This is a genomic window from Pseudoalteromonas byunsanensis, from assembly GCF_001854475.1.
Classification (GTDB): domain Bacteria; phylum Pseudomonadota; class Gammaproteobacteria; order Enterobacterales; family Alteromonadaceae; genus Pseudoalteromonas; species Pseudoalteromonas byunsanensis.
In genome coordinates this window covers 303,387-324,276 of sequence record NZ_MNAN01000028.1, presented here as the reverse complement: position 1 = coordinate 324,276, position 20,890 = coordinate 303,387, and the positions used below count along the sequence as shown (strand labels likewise).

At 43.1% G+C, this 20,890-nt stretch carries 18 protein-coding genes; 4 read left to right on the top strand and 14 right to left on the bottom strand.

The window, feature by feature from the left end; all coding sequences use genetic code 11:
- Positions 1 to 18 precede the first annotated feature (18 nt).
- The 9 genes from BIW53_RS09125 to BIW53_RS09085 form a co-directional block, all read right to left on the bottom strand.
- Complete coding sequence (locus BIW53_RS09125) at positions 19 to 1,278, bottom strand: tetratricopeptide repeat protein (protein ID WP_070991524.1); 1,260 nt, start codon at positions 1,276 to 1,278, stop codon at positions 19 to 21.
- Positions 1,279 to 1,289: 11 nt separating this feature from the next.
- Positions 1,290 to 1,904 (bottom strand): energy transducer TonB, encoded by a 615-nt coding sequence (locus BIW53_RS09120; protein ID WP_070991523.1) that lies wholly within the window; start codon positions 1,902 to 1,904, stop codon positions 1,290 to 1,292.
- On the bottom strand, positions 1,904 to 2,308 hold the full coding sequence (locus BIW53_RS09115) for an ExbD/TolR family protein (protein WP_070991522.1): 405 nt from the start codon (positions 2,306 to 2,308) through the stop codon (positions 1,904 to 1,906). Before BIW53_RS09115 ends, BIW53_RS09120 begins: the two co-directional genes overlap by 1 nt.
- Before the next feature lie 14 nt (positions 2,309 to 2,322).
- Positions 2,323 to 2,847, bottom strand: a complete 525-nt coding sequence (locus tag BIW53_RS09110; RefSeq protein ID WP_070991521.1) for a MotA/TolQ/ExbB proton channel family protein — start codon at positions 2,845 to 2,847, stop codon at positions 2,323 to 2,325.
- A complete protein-coding gene (locus BIW53_RS09105) occupies positions 2,847 to 4,211 on the bottom strand; it encodes a MotA/TolQ/ExbB proton channel family protein (protein ID WP_070991640.1) in 1,365 nt (454 codons plus the stop codon). Before BIW53_RS09105 ends, BIW53_RS09110 begins: the two co-directional genes overlap by 1 nt.
- Before the next feature lie 6 nt (positions 4,212 to 4,217).
- Entirely contained in the window at positions 4,218 to 4,988 is a 771-nt protein-coding gene (locus tag BIW53_RS09100) for a DUF3450 domain-containing protein (RefSeq protein WP_070991520.1), read from the bottom strand.
- A gap of 413 nt (positions 4,989 to 5,401) precedes the next feature.
- Entirely contained in the window at positions 5,402 to 6,040 is a 639-nt protein-coding gene (locus tag BIW53_RS09095) for a CatA-like O-acetyltransferase (RefSeq protein WP_070991519.1), read from the bottom strand.
- A gap of 72 nt (positions 6,041 to 6,112) precedes the next feature.
- A complete protein-coding gene (locus BIW53_RS09090) occupies positions 6,113 to 7,153 on the bottom strand; it encodes a Leu/Phe/Val dehydrogenase (RefSeq protein WP_070991518.1) in 1,041 nt (346 codons plus the stop codon).
- A 328-nt stretch (positions 7,154 to 7,481) separates the two neighbouring features.
- Positions 7,482 to 9,008, bottom strand: a complete 1,527-nt coding sequence (locus BIW53_RS09085; protein ID WP_070991517.1) for a fumarate hydratase — start codon at positions 9,006 to 9,008, stop codon at positions 7,482 to 7,484.
- Between the two features lie 156 nt (positions 9,009 to 9,164).
- Between BIW53_RS09085 and pabB the strand changes: the two genes are divergently transcribed.
- From pabB to BIW53_RS09070, 3 genes are all read left to right on the top strand, one after another.
- The gene (pabB, locus tag BIW53_RS09080; RefSeq protein WP_070991516.1) at positions 9,165 to 10,514 is read left to right on the top strand and encodes an aminodeoxychorismate synthase component I; all 1,350 of its coding nucleotides are present in this window, start codon (positions 9,165 to 9,167) and stop codon (positions 10,512 to 10,514) included.
- Positions 10,515 to 10,525: 11 nt separating this feature from the next.
- Positions 10,526 to 11,095: an NUDIX hydrolase gene (locus BIW53_RS09075; protein WP_070991515.1), complete on the top strand. Its 570-nt coding sequence runs from the start codon at positions 10,526 to 10,528 to the stop codon at positions 11,093 to 11,095.
- Between the two features lie 89 nt (positions 11,096 to 11,184).
- Positions 11,185 to 12,561: an L-serine ammonia-lyase gene (locus tag BIW53_RS09070; protein WP_070991514.1), complete on the top strand. Its 1,377-nt coding sequence runs from the start codon at positions 11,185 to 11,187 to the stop codon at positions 12,559 to 12,561.
- A 152-nt stretch (positions 12,562 to 12,713) separates the two neighbouring features.
- Here the strand turns inward: BIW53_RS09070 and BIW53_RS09065 are convergent, their stop codons facing one another.
- The 5 genes from BIW53_RS09065 to dapB all read right to left on the bottom strand — a co-directional run bounded on the left by BIW53_RS09065 (position 12,714) and on the right by dapB (position 19,342).
- Positions 12,714 to 13,310: a rhomboid family intramembrane serine protease gene (locus BIW53_RS09065; protein ID WP_070991513.1), complete on the bottom strand. Its 597-nt coding sequence runs from the start codon at positions 13,308 to 13,310 to the stop codon at positions 12,714 to 12,716.
- Positions 13,311 to 13,436: 126 nt separating this feature from the next.
- Positions 13,437 to 13,913 (bottom strand): transcription elongation factor GreA, encoded by a 477-nt coding sequence (greA, locus tag BIW53_RS09060; RefSeq protein WP_070991512.1) that lies wholly within the window; start codon positions 13,911 to 13,913, stop codon positions 13,437 to 13,439.
- Between the two features lie 45 nt (positions 13,914 to 13,958).
- Positions 13,959 to 17,177, bottom strand: a complete 3,219-nt coding sequence (carB, locus tag BIW53_RS09055) for a carbamoyl-phosphate synthase large subunit (protein WP_070991511.1) — start codon at positions 17,175 to 17,177, stop codon at positions 13,959 to 13,961.
- A gap of 15 nt (positions 17,178 to 17,192) precedes the next feature.
- A complete protein-coding gene (carA, locus tag BIW53_RS09050; RefSeq protein ID WP_070991510.1) occupies positions 17,193 to 18,329 on the bottom strand; it encodes a glutamine-hydrolyzing carbamoyl-phosphate synthase small subunit in 1,137 nt (378 codons plus the stop codon).
- 209 nt (positions 18,330 to 18,538) lie between these two features.
- Positions 18,539 to 19,342: a 4-hydroxy-tetrahydrodipicolinate reductase gene (gene dapB / locus BIW53_RS09045; protein ID WP_070991509.1), complete on the bottom strand. Its 804-nt coding sequence runs from the start codon at positions 19,340 to 19,342 to the stop codon at positions 18,539 to 18,541.
- Positions 19,343 to 19,568: 226 nt separating this feature from the next.
- On the opposite strand from dapB, the gene BIW53_RS09040 reads away from it, so the two are divergent.
- The gene (locus BIW53_RS09040; RefSeq protein WP_070991508.1) at positions 19,569 to 20,876 is read left to right on the top strand and encodes a Na+/H+ antiporter NhaC family protein; all 1,308 of its coding nucleotides are present in this window, start codon (positions 19,569 to 19,571) and stop codon (positions 20,874 to 20,876) included.
- Positions 20,877 to 20,890 lie beyond the last annotated feature (14 nt).

Here is a 20,890-nt window from a genome sequence, read left to right as displayed (position 1 = left end):
CCTTGCGGGGCTTCTTCTTTAGATCTTAACGCCGTTGCGTTGTGCTTTGTCCTTAATGAACGTTGCCCAACCTCTTGCAAACTTACGTGTTCTAGGATCTTCTTGTGCTTTAGTGATTGCTTGGTAAGCCTGCTTATATTTTGCTTGATATAAGTATGCCTCAGCAAGGTCAGAATACGTACTTCCTTCCTTATCTGTACCAAGTTCAAGCGCTTTATTCAAACGCTCAACCGCCGCACTAAACTTCTGCTCAGTTAACAGTAAGCTACCCGCCTTTCTATAAAGCTCAGCGTCGTCATCAAACTTTGCTGCTTCTTCATAGTACTTCGCCGCATCAACTAAGTTTTTGGCTTGGTGGTGGTAACTTGCTACCGCTGATACATTGCGTTTATTACGCTCAACTTTTCCATCTTTAACCGCTTTTTCAAATACCACGGCGGCTTTATTTGGAATATCGTTAAGCGAATAGTAGCTGCTTAAAATCTTATAGTGGTTTTCTTTATCAAAGTAGCCTTTATTATATGCTACTTCCATCACAGTTTGACCTTTTGAGTATTCTTCAACCTGCATGTAGAAAGATCCCAACTGAGTCCACATTTTTGGATCTTCTGGGAATAATTTCACTAGTGTTTCAGCAACTTTTACTGCGTCTTTGTATCTTTTAAGCTCGAAGAATGCACCAATTTTAAGCATATGGTACTGCTTGTTTGGTTCTTCTTCTAGCTTAATCGCCTTATTAGCAGGTTCTTCAACTTTAGAGTATTGCTTTAACTCATAATAACCCTGAGCGATACGTGCATACACTTTTGAATCTTCTTCACCAGTGAAGTCCATCCAATCTTGGTATGTTTTAATCGCGTCTTGGAATTTACTCGTTCCAGCATACAGATCACCTAGCAGTTTGTATAAGTCCGCTTGGTCTTTAAAGTTGAGCGCATCGGGAGCAATTGCTAAGCGAATATATTTAATCGCTTCACCGTACTGCTCTTTCTGTGCGTACATGTTACCTAAATAACGGTTAACCGTTGCTTTATCAAAATCATCTGACGGTTCAAGCTCTCTAAGCAAGTCAATTGCTTCATCAATCTTGTCCTCATTGTACAGGTCAAAAGCTTTTACTACCTTTTTACCTGTACGTTCGCCCATGATTTTAGTTTTGGCGTTTTTACGTTCCTCAATCTTTGCATAATCAGGAGCTGCTACAGCTGCAGTGCTGTAAACGGTACCTGATAAAGACATAAGTAGCGCAAGAGCTGTAGCTTTCTTAAATTGCGTCATTTCTTGCCTCCTTAACCTTGATTGAGTTTAAAGTCTAGTTGAACCGTAATACCAGGTTGTTTTTGGGGTTTCCCATCAACAATCTTTGGACGATATTTCCACTTACGTAATGCACGAATAGCTTCACGGTTAAAAATACGCTTTGGTTCAGCATCGATAATTTCTACATCTTCAACACCACCTAGCTCGTTGATAGTAAATGAAAGCTGTACCCAACCTTCTTTACCGTCACGTGCTGCTTGAACCGGATACTTAGGCTCAATACGTACGATAGGTGTTGCGTCGCCGTCGCGACCGAACTCACCAGGGCCACTCAACCCGCCTGATGTGCCCCCTAAGTCGATGCTAGGCATGTTAAAGCCTATTGCACCAGCTGCAGGGTTAGCAGTTTCTGGTTGAGGCGGCTGCGGTTTAGGCGGCTGCTTCGGTGGAGGTGGTGGCGGAGGCGGAACACGCTTCCGCTCCTGCACCTCAGATTCAGGTGGATTCGTCAAAATTTCGACCACTATCTGTTCTTTTTGCTCATTTGCCCTATCAGCTCCGCCGGAGATCAGGTAAGACATGAAAAAGAATAAGCCGAAAGTAACTGCCCCACCTGCAATCAGTGAAAACAGAAAACGAATCATTACTTAGCTCCAGCTATTGAAATCTTCAGGCCGTCATCAGTAGCCTTGATTTGGTCCATTACTTTTACAACCACACCGTGCTTAGCGCCTTTATCCGCTTGGATAATAACGGTCTCAGTAGGTTGTTCAGCTAGGATACTCTCAAGGTTAGCACTAACACGCTCAACATCTACTTGACGCTTATCCATCCAAATTTCACCATTCTCACGAATAGCAATAAAGACGTTAGCATTTTTAGTCTGTGTAGCTTGAGCAGCCTTTGGCTTCTTAACTTCAATACCAGCTTCTTTTACAAAAGAAGTGGTAACGATGAAGAAGATCAGCATGATGAATACGATGTCTAGCATCGGTGTCATGTCTACTGCTGCTTCTTCCTCTTCACGAAAACGTTGTTTACGTGCCATATTTATATCTCTCTCTAGTGATGTGGCAAGCTGTCAACCAGCTGTTCTTTAGCCATTTTCGCTCTAGCTTCCAAGCGAGTGCTGAAGAATACACCTGACAGTGCCGCAACCATTCCTGCCATTGTTGGTACCGTTGCCATTGAGATGCCTGATGCCATCAAACGTGCATTACCAGTACCTTGCGTAGCCATGGTTTCGAATACCGAAATCATACCTGTTACTGTACCTAGTAAGCCGATTAATGGACACATTGCAACCAATGTTTTGATAATCAACATACGCTCATCTAATTTCTCAGACGCTTCAGAAATCCATGCATCGCGGATTCTGTGTGCGTACCAAGACGTGGTGTCTTGGCGGGCGTCCCACTTAGCTACAATATCCGCTTTCATTTTTGGATATTCAGCTAGTAGGAACCAATAGCGCTCAATCATTAAAACCCACATAATAAAGAGTGCTATCGCGACCACGTATAAAACCTGGCCGCCTGTGCCAACAAAATCCCTGATAGATTCCCAGGTCTCCATCAGGACTAGCATTAGGCTTTCTCCTTCTCCGCGTGTGCAGCAACGATGCCTGCACTTTGCTCGTCAAGGATATGTAGAACTGCTTTACTACGACCCGAAACGATTGCGTGTAATAGGATTAGAGGTAGAGCAGCAATCAGACCTAGAGCTGTAGTTACTAGCGCTAGAGAGATGTTACCTGCCATGATCTTCGGATCACCAGTACCAAATAGTGTGATTGATTCGAAGGTTAAGATCATACCAACAACGGTACCTAGTAGACCTAGTAGCGGTGCAATAGCAGCTAAGATCTTGATGATGTTGATACCAGCTTCGATGCGTGGCGTTTCACGTAGAATCGCTTCATCAAGTTTAAGCTCAAGGTTTTCAACGTCTTGGTGCTTGTTGTCATGGTAAACTTTCAAGATACGACCAAGTGGGTTGTTTGTGTTCGGCGTGTTGATGTTTTTGATTTGCGCTTTGATTTTCGAACCAACCATCATTAGGTCTAGGAAACGAACAACCGCAAGCAACGCACCAATAGCTAACAATGCAGTGATGATGTAACCAACTGTGTCACCTTGGTGCCAACGCTCTTCATGAGTCGCACGCTGCGTGTTTAGACGCAAGATTGAACCACGAGTCGGGTCAACATAAAACTTAGTGTAAGTACCCGCTGACGTGCTAAGTAGCGAATCAACAGTGTTTAACACATAACCATCTGGTTGCTTACCAAGTGGTACGATTGCTTTATTAGCTGCGTCATAAAGTACATAACCGTCTTTAGTAACTAAGTTGAAGTTACCAACACGAGTTACCTGCTTAACGTTGATTTCACCGCTAAGTTCAGCAACTTGAGCTTCAAAAGTTGATACTTTTGCAGACTCAGTCATTTCAGTTTGGAATGCAATCCAAAGCTCTTCTAGTTCGCGAGTAGTTGGTAGCTCTTTTGCAGCAGCAAGAGAACGAAGTACTTCAGCGCGTCCTGGTTTTTCAGCAGATACTAGTGATGCTTCGATTGAACCGATAGCTTCAGCAGCTGAACGACGTACAACACCGAACATCTCACCTAACGTACCAGTTGCGTTCGCTAACTCAACTTCTTTTTCCGCAAGTGTGATTTCGTTTTGCTTGAACTCTTTGTTCAAACGTTCACCACGTGCTTTTTCAGCAGCTAACTCGCTTTTTGCTTTGTTAAGAAGCGATTGTTGATTTGCGCGAGAAGATAGGAACTCCTGCTCACGTTGCTTGTTGATTTTACCTTCAGAAATACGGTTTTGTTTTACTTCTTGAAGGATTTTATCAAGAGCTTCTGTATTTGCGTGTGCATTTAGCGCGGCACCTGCAGAAACAGATAGTGCAGCGGCTACTGCAAAGCCTTTAAATAGTTTCTTCATTTTCACTTACTCCGCGCCAAAGATTGGTAATGCAACTAGATCTGGGGCAGCCTGACCACGTGCGATACGGATCATGTCTTTAACAGGCTTAAGGTATTCTTCACCTAGCTCATCCCACTGTTTAGCACTATTGTTCCAAACCCATGCGTGCTTTAAGTCAAAAGACTGAGCAACATAAGCTACGCGGCCAAGGCGTGCAAAATCAACATTGATGTTTTTGCCACCAATTTCAAGTGAACCTTGAGAAGCAGCCATTACTGAACTGTAATCAGTTTCAATAGTGTAAGCTTCAAGCACTTGACGGAATTTTTCTGAAGTAGTTACTTTAGAATTTGAAAGCAGCTCACGTAATTTCTCAACGCGCTCCATACGTGTTTCAGTATCAAACGGAACGTCCGCTTTGATGAATTGCTCAAGCGTATCGATCATGCGATACATCAAAGGCACAACGTCCTGTTTTGTCTTTTCAATTGTTCCGATCTGACGATCAAAAGATTCGATGCCAGCTCTTTGGTCAGCGACCAAACGGGCAACGTGGTCGTTATAAACTTTTAGCAGTTCAGTTTCGTCAACAACACTGCGGTATTCGCCGATCATTTCCTGCGTCTGACCGAAGATATTGTCGATCTTTTCTTGAGACTTTTTAGCAGCCATTTGAGTTTGTTGACCTACTTTTTGTACGTCGTTCAAAGGATCTGCAATCACATTGCTGCTTGCAAATGCTGTTGCGCCTAGAAGCGCAGTAGCTACAAGACTCTTTCTGATTTTAACAGACATAGTTCCCAACCAATTAAGTAATGTTACTTTTATAATTTTATCACCCCCTACTAGGGAGCAACCCTGATATCTTTTAACAGATATCAACTGTCCAATAATGCTAAATGCAAGTCGTCGTGTCAACTTCACTCGCAAAACAAATTTTCCAGCTTTAAAAAAATAAACTCGATATAAAACAAAAAATTAACATGGAATTTTTTAAGCCCCTCCTATAACCGTTGATAATAAAGCAGTTACATCACAATATTTACATTTAATTACAACTGAGGTTTGCTTTGTGATCTCTTCTTTAATTTCCCAGCAAGCCGTTATAAACCTTTGAATATTATAAACAATAAAGTTTATCGGTAAAAAATCATTGTCATTTTTGCATCATTTTAGGATTTTTCGCTAATTGTCTACATTTCAACCGCTTATTTAATCAGCTCTGAAATAACTTTATTAAGTGTAGTCAAAAATTGCGCAACGTGAATACCATCTAGCAACGCATGATGTACTTCTATATTTAGTGGTATTAAACCGCTGTTCTTTTGATACTGTCCAAATACAAATTTCGGAATACCCGAGCACGTACCTGTACTCGTTGCGGCATGACTGAAGCTGCTAAAATTAAACCAAGGCAAAATAGAAACATGAATTTGAGCCACACCCGTTTCTCGAAGCATAAACTGTTCATCCAGTAAGGTCTTGTTTAAAAACACCTGTTTTTGCTGGGCGGTATGTGCGGCAAATTCCCTGATGCTTTGGTGCAACGACAAAGGTATAAAACGAAATGTATCATCCTCTTTTAAAAAAACGGTACTGGCGATCAATTCGTCTACTTCAACAGGTACTCCTTCAATGATTCTATAGCGCATTGGTTCATAACTATTTACTGCTTTGAGCAAACAGTATAGATAGCAATCAGTAAAACACAGTTGGTTAGTTTTGGCGTATTGATACAACGATGAGAAATCTAAGTTCGTGGTAATATTAAAATGCGGTTTATCAAGCCCTTTGAAAAAATGAAAATGCTCAGCACGGGGCCAAGTTTTTAAGTTAATCTTTTTCATACTACAACACACATAAAAAAAGGGTATGCAGAGCATACCCTTTTCAATTGTTTGATTCGAACAAATTTACGCTTATAAGCCTTGAGCAATGATCTCTTGTGCTAGTTCATCTGCGATGATATGCGTCGACTTCTGCTCACTTTCAGAGCGCGCGAAGATTTCCGTCAAGGTGTCATAGATACCTTCTACGTGCTTGGTAGCATCTTCTTTATTATATCCTTCAGGTTTAGTCTCATAGTATACGTTGATGATACCACCAGCATTGATCACGTAATCTGGGGCATACAGTACACCTTTCTCACGCAATATTTCACCGTGGCGTGATTCGGCTAACTGGTTATTAGCACAACCTGCGATAATCGTTGCTTTAAGACGTGGAATAGTATTGTCATTTATAGTTGCACCCAAAGCACATGGAGCATAAACGTCAACATCTAAGTCGTAGATTTCGTCAATACCAACAGCAGTCGCACCAAACTCTCTCACTACTCTATCTACAGAATCTTGGTTAATATCAGTGACAAACAATTGCGCACCCGCTTCATGTAAATACTTACACAAACCATACGCTACCGCACCTAGTCCCTGAACAGCTACTTTTACACCCGCTAGATCCTGATGACCATGCTTGTGTTGGTAAGCCGCTTTAATTCCTAAAAACGTACCCAGTGCAGTGAAAGGCGAAGGATTACCACTTTTACCTTCTAAGCCAAGCACATAGTTAGTTTCTTTATGCATCATCATTACATCACCTGTGGTGATGTTCACATCTTCAGCAGAATAATAGTTACCACTCAAACGCTCTAAATGCTTTCCAAATGCTCTGAACAATGCTTCAGACTTTATTGCTTTTGCATCACCGATGATCACTGATTTACCACCACCAAATGGCAAACGCGCCACTGCATTTTTATAGGTCATTCCCTTTGATAAACGCAGTACATCGTAAACCGCATCTTCGTCTTTCGCATAGTCCCACAAACGGCAACCACCTACCGCAGGGCCTAACTTAGTGCTATGGATGGCGATAATGGCTTTTAAGCCTGACGCTTCGTCTGCACAAAATACTACTTGTTCATGATTATCAAATTCAACTTGGTTAAATACAGCCACTTTTGGTTCTCCGATAATGTCTCACCTTGAAGGTGTTGATAGCGCTGAAATTGACAAAACTCTAACACTAACTTAGCGCACACGCCAGAAAATGAGATGATCATCCTACTAAATACAATTAATTTAAATAATATAGTTAAATATATCAAATTATAGAAAAGCATAACCCCTTTAATAATGATTACAGGATTAATTTAGCTAATAAACTTTGATAAACCGCAAGGGATGTTTACGTAAACGTAAAGCACCAGAGGAATGTACAGTTATAGTTACAAAAAAGCCGCATGATTGGCTATCATGCGGTTCAGTCTGTTTATCTGTGCTGAGATTACTTCAGCTTGCTGTCGAGTTCTTCAATTTTTGCTTTCCAGATCGCAGGTCCCTGCTCATGAGCATTAGCACCAGTGCTGTCAACAGCGACTGTTACTGGCATGTCTTCAACTTCAAACTCATAAATCGCTTCCATACCTAAGTCTTCAAAAGCAACAACGCGTGCTTTTTTAATCGCTTTTGCAACTAGATATGCAGCGCCACCAACTGCCATTAGATAAATAGATTTATTGTTCTTAATTGACTCTACAGTAGCTGGACCACGCTCAGCCTTACCGATCATGCCAACAATACCGGTATTTTCTAGCATCATATCAGTAAACTTATCCATACGAGTAGCTGTTGTCGGACCAGCAGGACCTACCGCTTCATTACCTACCGCATCAACAGGACCCACGTAATAGATAAACTTATTCTCAAAATCGACACCTTCTGGCAAACCTTCACCCGAGTTGATCATATCTTGCAAACGTTTATGCGCCGCATCTCGGCCCGTTAAGATTTTACCCGACAGGAGAACGGTTTCACCCATTTTCCAATCTTGTGTATCCGCTTTGGTCAATGTATCCAAATTCACGCGACGGGTATCTTCACCCACTTCCCAAGTTACTTCCGGCCAATCTTCTAATTTTGGAGCCTTTAGATCTGCCGGACCGGAGCCGTCTAGCGTAAAGTGCACATGGCGTGTTGCAGCACAGTTCGGGATCATTACCACTGGCTTAGATGCAGCATGTGTCGGTGCAGTCTTAATTTTAACGTCAACAACAGTCGTTAAACCGCCCAATCCTTGAGCACCAATGCCCAGCTTATTGGCACGCTCAAAAATCTCTAAGCGTAACTCTTCTTCAGCCGTTTGCGCGCCACGTTCAATTAATTCATGGATATCAACAGGATCCATCAGAGATTCTTTTGCTAGCACAGCTGCTTTTTCCGCTGTTCCACCAATACCTATTCCCAACATACCAGGAGGACACCAACCTGCCCCCATAAGTGGCAGGGTTTTTTCTACCCAAGCTGCCACATCATCAGAAGGGTTTAACATAACCATTTTAGTCTTATTTTCAGAGCCACCGCCTTTAGCCGCAATCATCACTTCAACTTCTGCCCCAGGCACCATATCAATGTGGACGACAGAAGGCGTGTTGTCTTTGGTATTCTTTCGGCTTCCAGCTGGGTCAGCAACAATTGAAGCACGCAGTGGATTATCTGGATTCAAATAAGCGCGACGTGTACCTTCGTCCACCATTTGTTGAACCGTTAGATCTGTCTTATCCCATTTAACATCCATACCAACTTTTACAAAACAGGTAACAATGCCCGTATCTTGACAAAGCGGGCGCTTACCTTCAGCTGACATGCGCGAATTAATTAGAATTTGCGCAATAGCATCTTTAGCCGCTTTGCTTTGTTCTTTGTGATAGGCTTTTTCTAAAGCTTGTACAAAGTCCAGAGGGTGATAAAAAGAGATATATTGCAAAGCATCTTCAATACTGTCGATGAAGTCTTGCTGACGGATCATACTCATGACGGTTCCTTAGTTTGTGTTATTAAACATCTAGATTAATAACTTAATACATCTAAAAATAGTGAACTATTATGTGAGTCACTAAGCCACTATAGAAAAATAGATAAGTATGATAACCTCCCCGCCCGTTTCGGGCTAGTTTTCAGGTTCAAGTAAATGCTAAATGACCAAATCAATTGTAAAAAGTTAACTCTAGATCTTTCAACTGACGCAGTTTTTGAGCACTTTGCACACCTTCCTCATGCGATATTACTTGATTCGAGCAATGCCGAACACGTTAATAGTCGCTATGACATCATCAGTATCAATCCACTTCACCACTTAGAAGCAAAAAACGGTGGCATCTATCTTGATGGTATACTGCAAACGCAAAACTGCTTTGCAATCATGAAAGATAAGCTCAGTGCCTTAAGTCACGAAAAAGCGCCTTATGATTTACCGTTTAGTGGTGGTTGGCTGGGTTATTTTGGCTACGATTTAGGCCGTTATATTGAAAAACTTCCAACGCAAGCAGCCCAAGATATTTCACTGCCTGATATGTGCATAGGTCTATATTTAGACGCACTAATTTTTGATAACCATAACCGTCAGTGGTATTACGTCTGTCAACCCCAAGTAGATAGAGCTAATGACTATCTTGATAGATTAGCTAACACGCCCCCTACATATCGGACATTTTCATTAAATTCTCAATGGCGCTCGAACATGACACAAGCGCAATATAACGCGCAATTTGAGAAGATCCATGAGTATTTGCTCAGCGGCGACTGTTATCAAATTAATCTAGCCCAAAGGTTTAGCGCCGAGTTCAAAGGCGAGCCATGGCTTGCGTATAAGAAACTACGCGCTCACAACAAAGCCCCCTTTTCCGCCTATATGAATATCGGCACTGGTGCCATTTTATCGGTTTCCCCAGAGCGATTTTTACTTGTTAATGACCAACGAGTCGAAACGAAACCTATAAAAGGAACTCTACCTCGCCTGGCAGACCCCATTGAAGATGAACAACAAGCAGAACGTTTAGCCAATAGCAGCAAAGACAGAGCTGAAAATGTCATGATTGTTGACCTGCTACGTAACGACTTAGGTAAAGTTGCTAAACCTGGTTCGGTTCAGGTGCCCAGCCTGTTCGCGATTGAGAGCTTTCCTGCTGTACATCACCTAGTTAGCACCGTGACCAGTGAACTGGCCACAGACAAATGTGCCATTGACCAACTAGAAGCTGCCTTTCCCGGAGGCTCTATCACTGGCGCCCCCAAAATACGAGCAATGGAAATTATAGAAGAGCTGGAACCGCATAGACGAAGCGTGTATTGTGGCTCAATAGGATATTTAAGTGCTTGTGGTCGCATGGACACTTCAATCACAATTCGTACTCTTGTATGCTGTGATGGAAAAATCCACTGTTGGGCCGGAGGCGGAATCGTTGCAGACTCTCAAGCCGACCTTGAATATCAAGAAACCTATCATAAAGTTAATAAGATCTTACCGATTTTAGATAATTGAGAGCATGGCTTGTGACATTAGACGAAGTTATCACCCGCTTTTATACCAGTTCGGTACAAAATAAAGAGCCTCGCATCATCGCTCGCCAATCGGTAAAAACCAGCGCCGTGTTACTGCCGTTAACCGAAGATGATGGCCTGGCTGCTTTGCTGTTTTGTAAACGCGCAGCCTACTTGAAACATCACCCTTCACAATTGTGTTTCCCGGGGGGCAAAGCAGAGCCTCATGACACAAGCCTGAAAATGACTGCTATTCGAGAAACCCAAGAAGAACTTGGCATTTCACCGCACCATATCACCCCTATTGGCACACTCAACAAGCATGTCACATTGACCGGATTCAATATTTTCCCCGTTGTTGCCACATTGTCACCCAAAGCACATTGGCATACTGATAGTTCAGAAGTTGAAACGGCATTCACCATTACGATAAGTGAGCTAGCTAATACACAAAATTGGCAAACTTACCCATTGCAACTGGCAGGTAAAACACGACAATTGCCCGGTTATATTACACCCCATGGTTTGCTTTGGGGAGCAACGGCAAGCTTAGTCAAAAACTTTATAACTTTGCTAAAATAGGCATAGTAATTTCATAGCACAACGGGTTACAAGGGCACATTTTAACGTTATGATGTGCGCCCGTTCAAAGGCAATGTTGAGTAAAAAATATGATTAGTGCATTCGATATGTTTAGTATCGGTATTGGCCCTTCTTCGTCTCATACCGTCGGTCCAATGCGCGCATCGCGATTGTTTGTAAAAGACTTACAAGATAAAGGCTTGTTGGCTCAAACAACCGAAGTCAAAGTAGAACTATTTGGCTCACTGGGGCAAACCGGTATCGGTCATGGCTCTGGCAAAGCCGTTATTTTAGGTTTAGCGGGCCACGATCCTGAAACCATTGATGCCGATGCGGTACCAGATATCCTAGAAAAGATTGAACAAGAACAAGTTATCTATCTGGACCAAAGCCATAAAGTTAAGTTTCCCAAACAAGGCGCGATAGTTTTTCACCGAAGAAAAACCCTCCCAAAACATTCCAACGCTATGGAAATAGTCGCCCTTAACGGTAAAGACAAAGTTCATAGCCAAATTTATTACTCTATCGGTGGTGGCTTTATCGTTACCGATGAACAGTTTGAGCAAGAAAAACAAGCAGCGCTGGATATTCGTGAACAAAACCCAGCGCCTTACCCATTTGATACAGCGGAGCAACTGCTTGATTTATGCAAAGAATCAGGCTTGAGCGTGTCCTCGCTGATGATGGCGAATGAAAAAACACTGCGTCCAATGACTGAAATTAAAGCCGAGTTATTCAATATTTGGCAAGTAATGAAGGCCTGTATTGAACGAGGTATGCGCACTGAAGGTATTTTACCTGGTGGCCTGAAAGTGAAACGCCGAGCTCCTAGCTTGTATTTAAAGTTAAACGTTGAGAATAACAATGATCCGCTACGTGCTATGGATTGGGTAGATTTATTTGCACTTGCAGTAAATGAAGAAAACGCAGCAGGAGGACGTGTGGTCACAGCACCAACAAATGGAGCTGCGGGTATTCTGCCATCCGTCCTCATGTACTACAACACCTTCATCAGAGAAGTTGACGAAGAAATCGCTACTCGTTACCTACTAACAGCAGCAGCAATCGGGATTTTATACAAAAAGAATGCGTCGATTTCTGGTGCCGAAGTTGGCTGCCAAGGTGAAGTAGGTGTAGCCTGCTCAATGGCTGCTGGCGCACTAACTGAGATTATGGGTGGTAACGTATTACATGTTGAGAACGCTGCTGAGATAGGTATGGAGCACAATTTAGGTCTAACTTGTGACCCCGTAGGTGGTCTGGTACAAGTACCTTGTATTGAACGTAATGCAATGGGCGCAGTAAAAGCCATTAACGCCTCACGTCTTGCTATGCGTGGTACGGGCGAACAAAAAGTATCGCTTGATAAAGTGATCAAAACCATGCTCGATACTGGTAATGATATGAAAACCAAATACAAAGAAACCGCACGAGGTGGTTTGGCAGTTAACATTATCGAGTGTTAATTGACTCTTTAACTACACTTCTATTGAGCTTATCCAGCCTATATTCATAGGTTTGATAAGCTCACTTTTTTGGTTTATTCCATCAGCTTACAAATCATGTACAGTTAAAATGATGATTTGTCCGTATTGCTGAGAGCGTTATTCCACCGACCCTACTTCTTATGCTTAGTTTGTGGCTTTTTCACCGAATATGACAGCGAATTCCTAAACATGTACGCCGCGACACAGCCACTAATAAATCCGAACAAATGACTTGAAGCACTGGTACTTTCATCAAATGAGAATAATGTACCCACTAGGCTAATTTGAAAATACTGTGTGATAGCAAGTAAGGCGAGCGCAATTATAAAACTCAATAAGTTACGTCTAAAAATAGCACTGCCCATGATGAAGCCAAAGTAGCCCATCACTATACCCGATGCACCAATGTGTATCGCAAAACTTGCAAATAGCCATACAAGTATGCCAGTTAGCGCGAATATCAAGACTGTAGAGCGTTTAAAGCATGGCAACTGACTTGCCAAATAACCACTGATAAGCAAACCAAATGTATTGCCAATAAGATGCTGCCAATCGCCATGAATGAAAGGGTAAGTAACAATCCCGTACAATCGAAAACCATCCCAAGGCACAAGTCCAAATTGACTAAATGAGATACCAGTGACGCTTGCTATCAAGTGCACACTCCACATAATAATCAGCATTGCAACAACCAGCTTGAAATTACCTAAAGAGAACGGCTTTGTCATAGTCACCCTTAATGTTAATGCGACCTTATATTACACACACCATTGATACGAATACCAGATATCAGTGTTTGCACAAATTAAAAAGCCGGGCTTAAGCCCGGCTTTTTAATTATAAACTGAACACAGTTAGATATATTCAACTTCGATGATTTCGTACTCTACCGTACCATTTGGTGTTTGAATATTAGCTGTGTCATCTAACTCTTTACCAATTAAACCACGCGCTATCGGCGAGTTAACCGAGATAAGGTTATTTTTGATATCAGCTTCATCATCGCCCACAATGCGGTATTTAACTTCTTCATCGGTTTCAACGTTACAGATAGTCACTGTAGCACCAAAAATAACTTTGCCGTTATTTTCAATTTTAGTGACATCAATCACCTGAGAAGTTGAAAGCTTCGCTTCAATCTCTTGAATACGGCCTTCACAAAAACCTTGCTGCTCACGCGCTGCATGATATTCAGCGTTTTCCTTTAAGTCTCCGTGTTCGCGAGCATCCGCGATATCGGCAACAATTTTAGGGCGAACCACCGATTTTAAATGGTTAAGTTCTTCGCGAAGCAACTGCTCGCCTCGCACTGTCATCGGAATTGATTGCATAAGTATCTCACTTAATACCAGGGCCCTTTGACCCTGGTTTAGTCCTTAGTTCAATCGTTGGTGTAGCTCTTGTACAGAGTTTACCGTGTTTCTGTCATCTGCAGCGTGTGCAAAGCAGTTGGCAAATGCTGCATTGAGCGTGGTGGTGTAGTTTGTCTTATGTTGCAATGCACCACGACGTAACACCTTCGAGTCTTCGATCGCTTGGCGACCTTCAGTGGTATTTACTATGTAGCTGTACTCACCATTTTTGATTCTATCAAGAATGTGAGGACGACCTTCGTATACCTTGTTCACGCGACGTACTTCAATGCCTGCTTCTTCTAACGCTTTGGCTGTACCATTGGTTGCGTCTAGCTCAAAACCAATCTCTCTCATGATTTTAGCCAGCTCAACAACACGTGACTTATCGCTGTTACGCACAGATAGTAGCGCGCGACCACCGCGTGGTAAAGCATTACCCGCACCTAATTGTGCTTTTGCAAACGCTTCGGCGAAGTTTTCACCAACACCCATTACTTCACCTGTAGAACGCATCTCAGGACCACGAAGTGGGTCAACGCCTTGGAACTTAGCAAATGGAAGAACAACTTCTTTTACACTGTAATAAGGAGGAATAACTTCACTGGTCACACCTTGGCTTGCAAGTGATTGGCCCGCCATACAACGTGCCGCTACTTTTGCTAAGGCTACGCCCGTCGCTTTAGATACAAATGGGACTGTTCGTGCCGCACGCGGGTTCACTTCGATTAAGTAAACTTCGCCATCTTTTACCGCAAACTGAGTATTCATCAAGCCAATAACACCAAGTTCAAGCGCCATATCAGCCACTTGTTTACGCATTACGTCCTGAATCTCCTGAGATAGTGTGTGAGCAGGGAGAGAACATGCTGAGTCACCAGAGTGAACACCCGCCTGCTCAATGTGCTCCATGATGCCTCCGATGATCACTTGCTCACCGTCACAAATTGCATCCACATCTACTTCGATAGCATCGTCAAGGAAGCGATCTAGCAGCACTGGTGCTTCGTTTGAAGCAGATACAGCTTCGGTCATGTAACGACGCAAGTCATCTTCATCGTACACGATTTCCATAGCTCGGCCGCCAAGTACGTACGATGGGCGCACAACCAGTGGGAAGCCAATTTCTTGAGACTTAGCAACGGCTTCTTCAAGTGATGTTACTGTCGCGTTTTCTGGTTGCAGCAAGTCTAAACGCTCTACCATTTGCTGGAAACGCTCACGGTCTTCTGCGCGGTCAATAGCATCCGGAGAAGTACCAATAATTGGCACCCCGTTCGCTTCAAGTGCACGAGCAAGTTTAAGAGGGGTTTGACCACCATATTGAACAATCACGCCTTTTGGCTTTTCTACACGTACGATTTCTAGTACATCTTCAAGGGTAATTGGTTCGAAGAACAATCTGTCTGATGTATCGTAGTCTGTTGAAACCGTTTCAGGGTTACAGTTAACCATGATAGTTTCATAACCGTCTTCACGCATCGCAAGTGCTGCGTGTACACAGCAGTAATCGAATTCAATACCTTGACCGATACGGTTTGGACCGCCACCGATAACCATGATTTTATCTTTATCTGATGGGTTTGCTTCACATTCTTCGTCGTAAGTCGAGTACATGTAAGCAGTATCAGAGCTGAATTCAGCCGCACAAGTATCAACGCGCTTATAAACTGGCACGATATCAAGCTGGTGACGCTTTTTACGAATTTCTTTTTCAGACACACCCGCAATTTCTGCGATACGTGCATCAGCAAAGCCTTTACGCTTAAGGCGACGCAAGAAGTCTTTGTTAAGACCCGCAAGGCCAACTTCAGCAATGGTTGCTTCATCTTTGATGATGTCTTCGATTTGAACAAGATACCAAGGGTCTATCTTTGTCAGTTCAAACACATCTTCTACGCTCATACCGTGGCGCATTGCATCGGCAACATACCAAATACGCTCAGCGCCTGGCTCGCGAAGTTCGCGGATGATGGTTTCTCTTGCTTTAGGGTCGTCAAGTGCAACAATTGGGTTGAAACCCGTTGCCCCTACTTCTAAGCCACGTAGTGCTTTGTGTAATGACTCTTGTTGGTTACGACCAATCGCCATTACCTCACCCACTGACTTCATTTGTGTAGTCAAACGGTCATTTGCGCCTGCAAATTTTTCAAAGTTAAAGCGTGGAATTTTAGTTACTACATAGTCAATTGATGGTTCAAATGATGCTGGTGTTGCACCACCTGTAATATCGTTTTGTAGCTCATCAAGCGTGTACCCCACAGCAAGCTTTGCTGCGATTTTCGCAATTGGGAAACCCGTTGCTTTAGATGCAAGCGCAGATGAACGAGATACACGTGGGTTCATCTCAATGATAACCATACGACCATCAACTGGGTTTACACCAAACTGTACGTTTGAGCCACCAGTTTCTACACCAATCTCACGCAAAACGGCCATCGATGCATTACGCATGATTTGGTATTCTTTGTCAGTTAGTGTTTGCGCTGGCGCAACCGTGATAGAGTCACCAGTGTGAACACCCATTGGGTCAAAGTTTTCGATTGAACAAACGATGATACAGTTATCGTTCTTGTCACGAACTACTTCCATTTCGTACTCTTTCCAACCGATTAAGCTTTCATCGATTAAGAGTTCGCTCGTTGGTGACAGATCTAAACCGCGAGTACAAATTTCGTCAAATTCTTCTTGGTTGTACGCTACACCACCACCGGTTCCACCCATAGTGAATGAAGGGCGAATAATACAAGGGAAACCAATGCGCGAAAGTACATCGTGCGCTTCTTCCATGGTGTGTGCAATCTCTGCGCGCGGACACTCAAGACCGATATTTTTCATCGCCGCGTCAAAACGCTCACGGTTCTCAGCTTTGTCTATGGCATCAGCTGTAGCACCAATTAGCTCAACACCGTGCTTAGCAAGCACACCATGCTTATCAAGGTCTAGCGCACAGTTCAATGCAGTTTGACCACCCATAGTAGGTAGTACTGCATCTGGCTTTTCTTTTTCAATGATTTTTTCAACAACTTCCCAGTGAATTGGCTCGATGTACGTGGCATCAGCCATTTCTGGGTCAGTCATGATAGTTGCAGGGTTTGAGTTTACGAGAATAACTCGATAGCCTTCTTCTCTTAGCGCTTTACACGCTTGTGCACCCGAGTAGTCAAACTCACACGCCTGACCAATAACTATTGGGCCTGCGCCTAAGATAAGAATGCTTTTTAAATCAGTACGTTTTGGCATTGTTACTCCGCTCTCTTAAGCTTTATGCGCTTGCATTAGGTCAATGAAATGGTCAAACAACGGTGCCGCATCATGCGGGCCAGGGCTGGCTTCAGGGTGGCCCTGGAAGCTAAATGCTGGCTTGTCTGTACGGTGAATACCTTGCAATGTACCATCAAACAGCGATACGTGAGTGGCTCGTAATGTCTCTGGTAAACTGGCCTCATCAGCGGCAAAGCCGTGGTTTTGCGCAGTGATCATTACTACATTACGGTCTAGGTCTTTAACTGGGTGGTTACCACCGTGGTGGCCAAACTTCATTTTTACTGTTTTTGCTCCTGATGCAAGCGCCAGTAATTGGTGACCTAAACAGATACCAAAGATAGGTGTATTTGTTTCTAAAAATGCTTTAATCGCTTCAATGGCGTAAGTACACGGCTCAGGGTCGCCAGGGCCATTTGAAAGGAAGATACCGTCTGGATTTAGTGCCAACACGTCTGCAGCGGAGGTTTCTGCAGGCACTACGGTTAGTTTACAGCCACGGTCAACTAACATGCGTAAGATATTTTTCTTAACGCCGAAGTCATAAGCAACCACATGAAATCTTTCGTCTTCTGCCGTTAGGGTTTTGAAACCCTCGCCAAGTGTCCAACTTGACTCATTCCAAGTGTACTGCTCTTTAGTACACACTACTTTGGCTAAATCCATGCCCTTCAAACCTGGGAACGCTTTTGCTGCTTCTAGAGCTTGATTCTCATCAAGTGAACCACCTGCAATGATACAGCCATTCTGTGCGCCCTTGTCACGTAAAATACGTGTCAATTTACGAGTGTCTATATCAGCAATTCCTAGAATATTACGAGCTTTTAAATAATCACTTAACGATTGCTCGTTACGGAAATTACTGGCTAGTAAAGGCAAATCACGGATAACTAGGCCTTTCGCCCAGATCTGGTCCGCTTCTTCGTCTTCACTGTTAGTACCGGTATTACCGATGTGCGGGTAAGTCAGCGTTACGATTTGTTCCGCGTAAGACGGGTCTGTCAAAATTTCTTGATAACCAGTCATAGACGTATTGAATACTACTTCACCGACTGACATACCGTCAGCACCGATAGCAGTACCGCGAAACACTGTGCCGTCTTCTAGGACTAACAGGGCGGATTTAGTCAAGTTAACCTCCTAATGGTAAAAAACGGGAGCAAGCTACAACGCTTTTCATCCCGTTCACAAAGCGCTTGGTAACACGCAGTTATTAATTTTTGGCAAATTCGTTATAGTCTACAGCAATTTCATAGATTCGTCTAACCCAAGCTACAAAAACATTAGAAATAGTGCTTTTTATAAAAAAACTCCACGAAAGCGCTAAAAAAACATGTTTACTACTTCAATCCGAGCACATCTTGCATGTCATAAAGTCCATTTGGTTTATTTCTCAACCACTTCGCAGCCCTTACCGCACCAGACGCAAAGGTCAGACGTGATGTCGCTTTATGAGTTAATTCAAGCCTTTCACCCATTGTTGCGAAATAAGCCGTATGTTCACCTACTATATCTCCTGCTCTGAGGACCGAATAACCGATCTCATTTTGAGATTTAGCTTGCTCCACGGCTGTACGGTCATAGCGCGCTACTTGCTCGTGATCCCATCCTTTCGCCTCTGCAATCGCCTCGCCAATGGCCAGTGCGGTACCAGAAGGTGCATCTATTTTATTTCTGTGATGCGCTTCAAATATTTCAATGTCCATTTCATCAGCTAGTTTAGTTGCTGCGGTTTGTACTAAATCCAATAATAACGTGACTCCAACACTGAAGTTGCGAGCGAATACAATGGGGATGTGTGCCGCAGCCGCACGCAATTCGTCCATATCACTAGCAGTAAGACCGGTTGTTCCAATGACCATAGGTAGCTTTAGTAATACTGCAAGCTCTAAGTGACGCTTCATTCCCTCTGGTAAAGTAAAGTCTATAAGCACGTTTGCATCACTTGTTGCTACTTCATCTTCATTGCTAAAGCATAACTCTTTTGATGCACACGGTTGTTTATTGACGACTAATGTAGATAACAGTTCAGAATTAGAACGCACCATTGCTGCTGCTATCTGTGTATTATTTGCTTGAGTACAAGCTTCTACTAACGCCAACCCCATACGGCCGTTGGCACCAAAAATTCCAATTTTATCCATGTCTTAACTCGATCTGAAAAGGTTAGCTTATTGTTCTAGGCTATAGAGTTTATCAATTCTCTATGCCATAGTCAGTGAAAGAAGAATAATAACAGAATACCATGGACTTTGGACGTCTAAATGTTTACACTTCCAGCTTTCGCCGATTTACTTATTGCGGGCGTTTGAAGTTTAAATACAGCTAATAATGGAACTCTGGCTGTGGTATTTATTTTTGGGGAGCACAATGCAGCCAAACACTCTACATGCGAAACTATCGCTATTACCCTTACTCGTATTTGTCGGACTTTTTCTCGGTGCTGGCTTATACCTTCAATCTCAAGGGGTTGATTACGCGTTTTATCAGTTACCGGCACCAGTTGCTATTTTACCAGCGATCGTTATCGCATTTTTAATAAACAAAGGCAGCATCAACAATAGTGTCGAAACCTTTATTAAGGGCGCAGGACACAACAACATCATTACCATGTGCTTAATTTATTTACTCGCAGGAGCTTTTTCTGCCGTTGCCGGTGCGACAGGTGGTGTTGATGCTGTGGTCAATGCTGGATTGTCATTTATCCCTGCGGCTTTCTTACTTCCTGGCTTATTTTTAATTTCAGCGGTCGTATCAACCGCCATGGGGACCTCTATGGGAACCATAGGAGCAATTGGGCCGATTGCCTATGCTGTGTCATTAAAAACAGGTATCGACCCTGCGCTTATGGCAGGTACCATAGTTTCTGGTGCTATGTTTGGCGACAACTTATCAATTATTTCAGACACCACGATTGCCGCAACACGCACCCAAGGCTGTGAAATGAAAGATAAGTTTAGAGAGAACCTAAAAATAGCGTTACCAGCTGCTGTTTTAACCGTATTACTATTATTATTCATGACCCCTGAACCTCAAGTCGTCGATGCCAAGCCCTTTGAATGGCTGCTAGTGTTGCCATACATTTTTATCTTGGTATTGGCCATTGCGGGGCTAAACGTCTTTGTTGTTCTATTCAGTGGTATCGTATTTGCCGCTGCAATGGGCTTTACGGGTGATTACCAAGCTAGCAGCTTCGTAAAAGACGTATATAAAGGCTTTAGTGATATGCAGGAAATTTTCTTGCTATCTATGTTCATTGGTGGCCTGTCTGAGTTTATCCGCATCAATGGCGGCTTAGATTACCTTGCATTAAAAATACAGAAATTAACGGCCATTATTGCCAAATGGCATCGAAAAGTAGCCGATCAACTTGGGATCGCTGCTTTGGTCTTAGTCAGTAACCTATGTATTGCAAATAATACGGTCAGCATCATTGTTGCAGGTCCTGTAGCTAAAAAACTGGCGGATGATGGCCAGATCAGTGGAAAACGTTCAGCAAGCCTATTGGACATTTTCGCATGTGTAATGCAAGGCTCATTGCCCTACGGCGCTCAAGCGCTATTACTTGGCGCAACATTCCAAATCAGCCCATGGGATGTGTCAACTTCATCATTTTATTGCTTTATTCTAGCTTTCACCGCCATTACCGTTATCTGCTTACGCAGAAATAAAGCCTAGCGTTTTATTTAAAC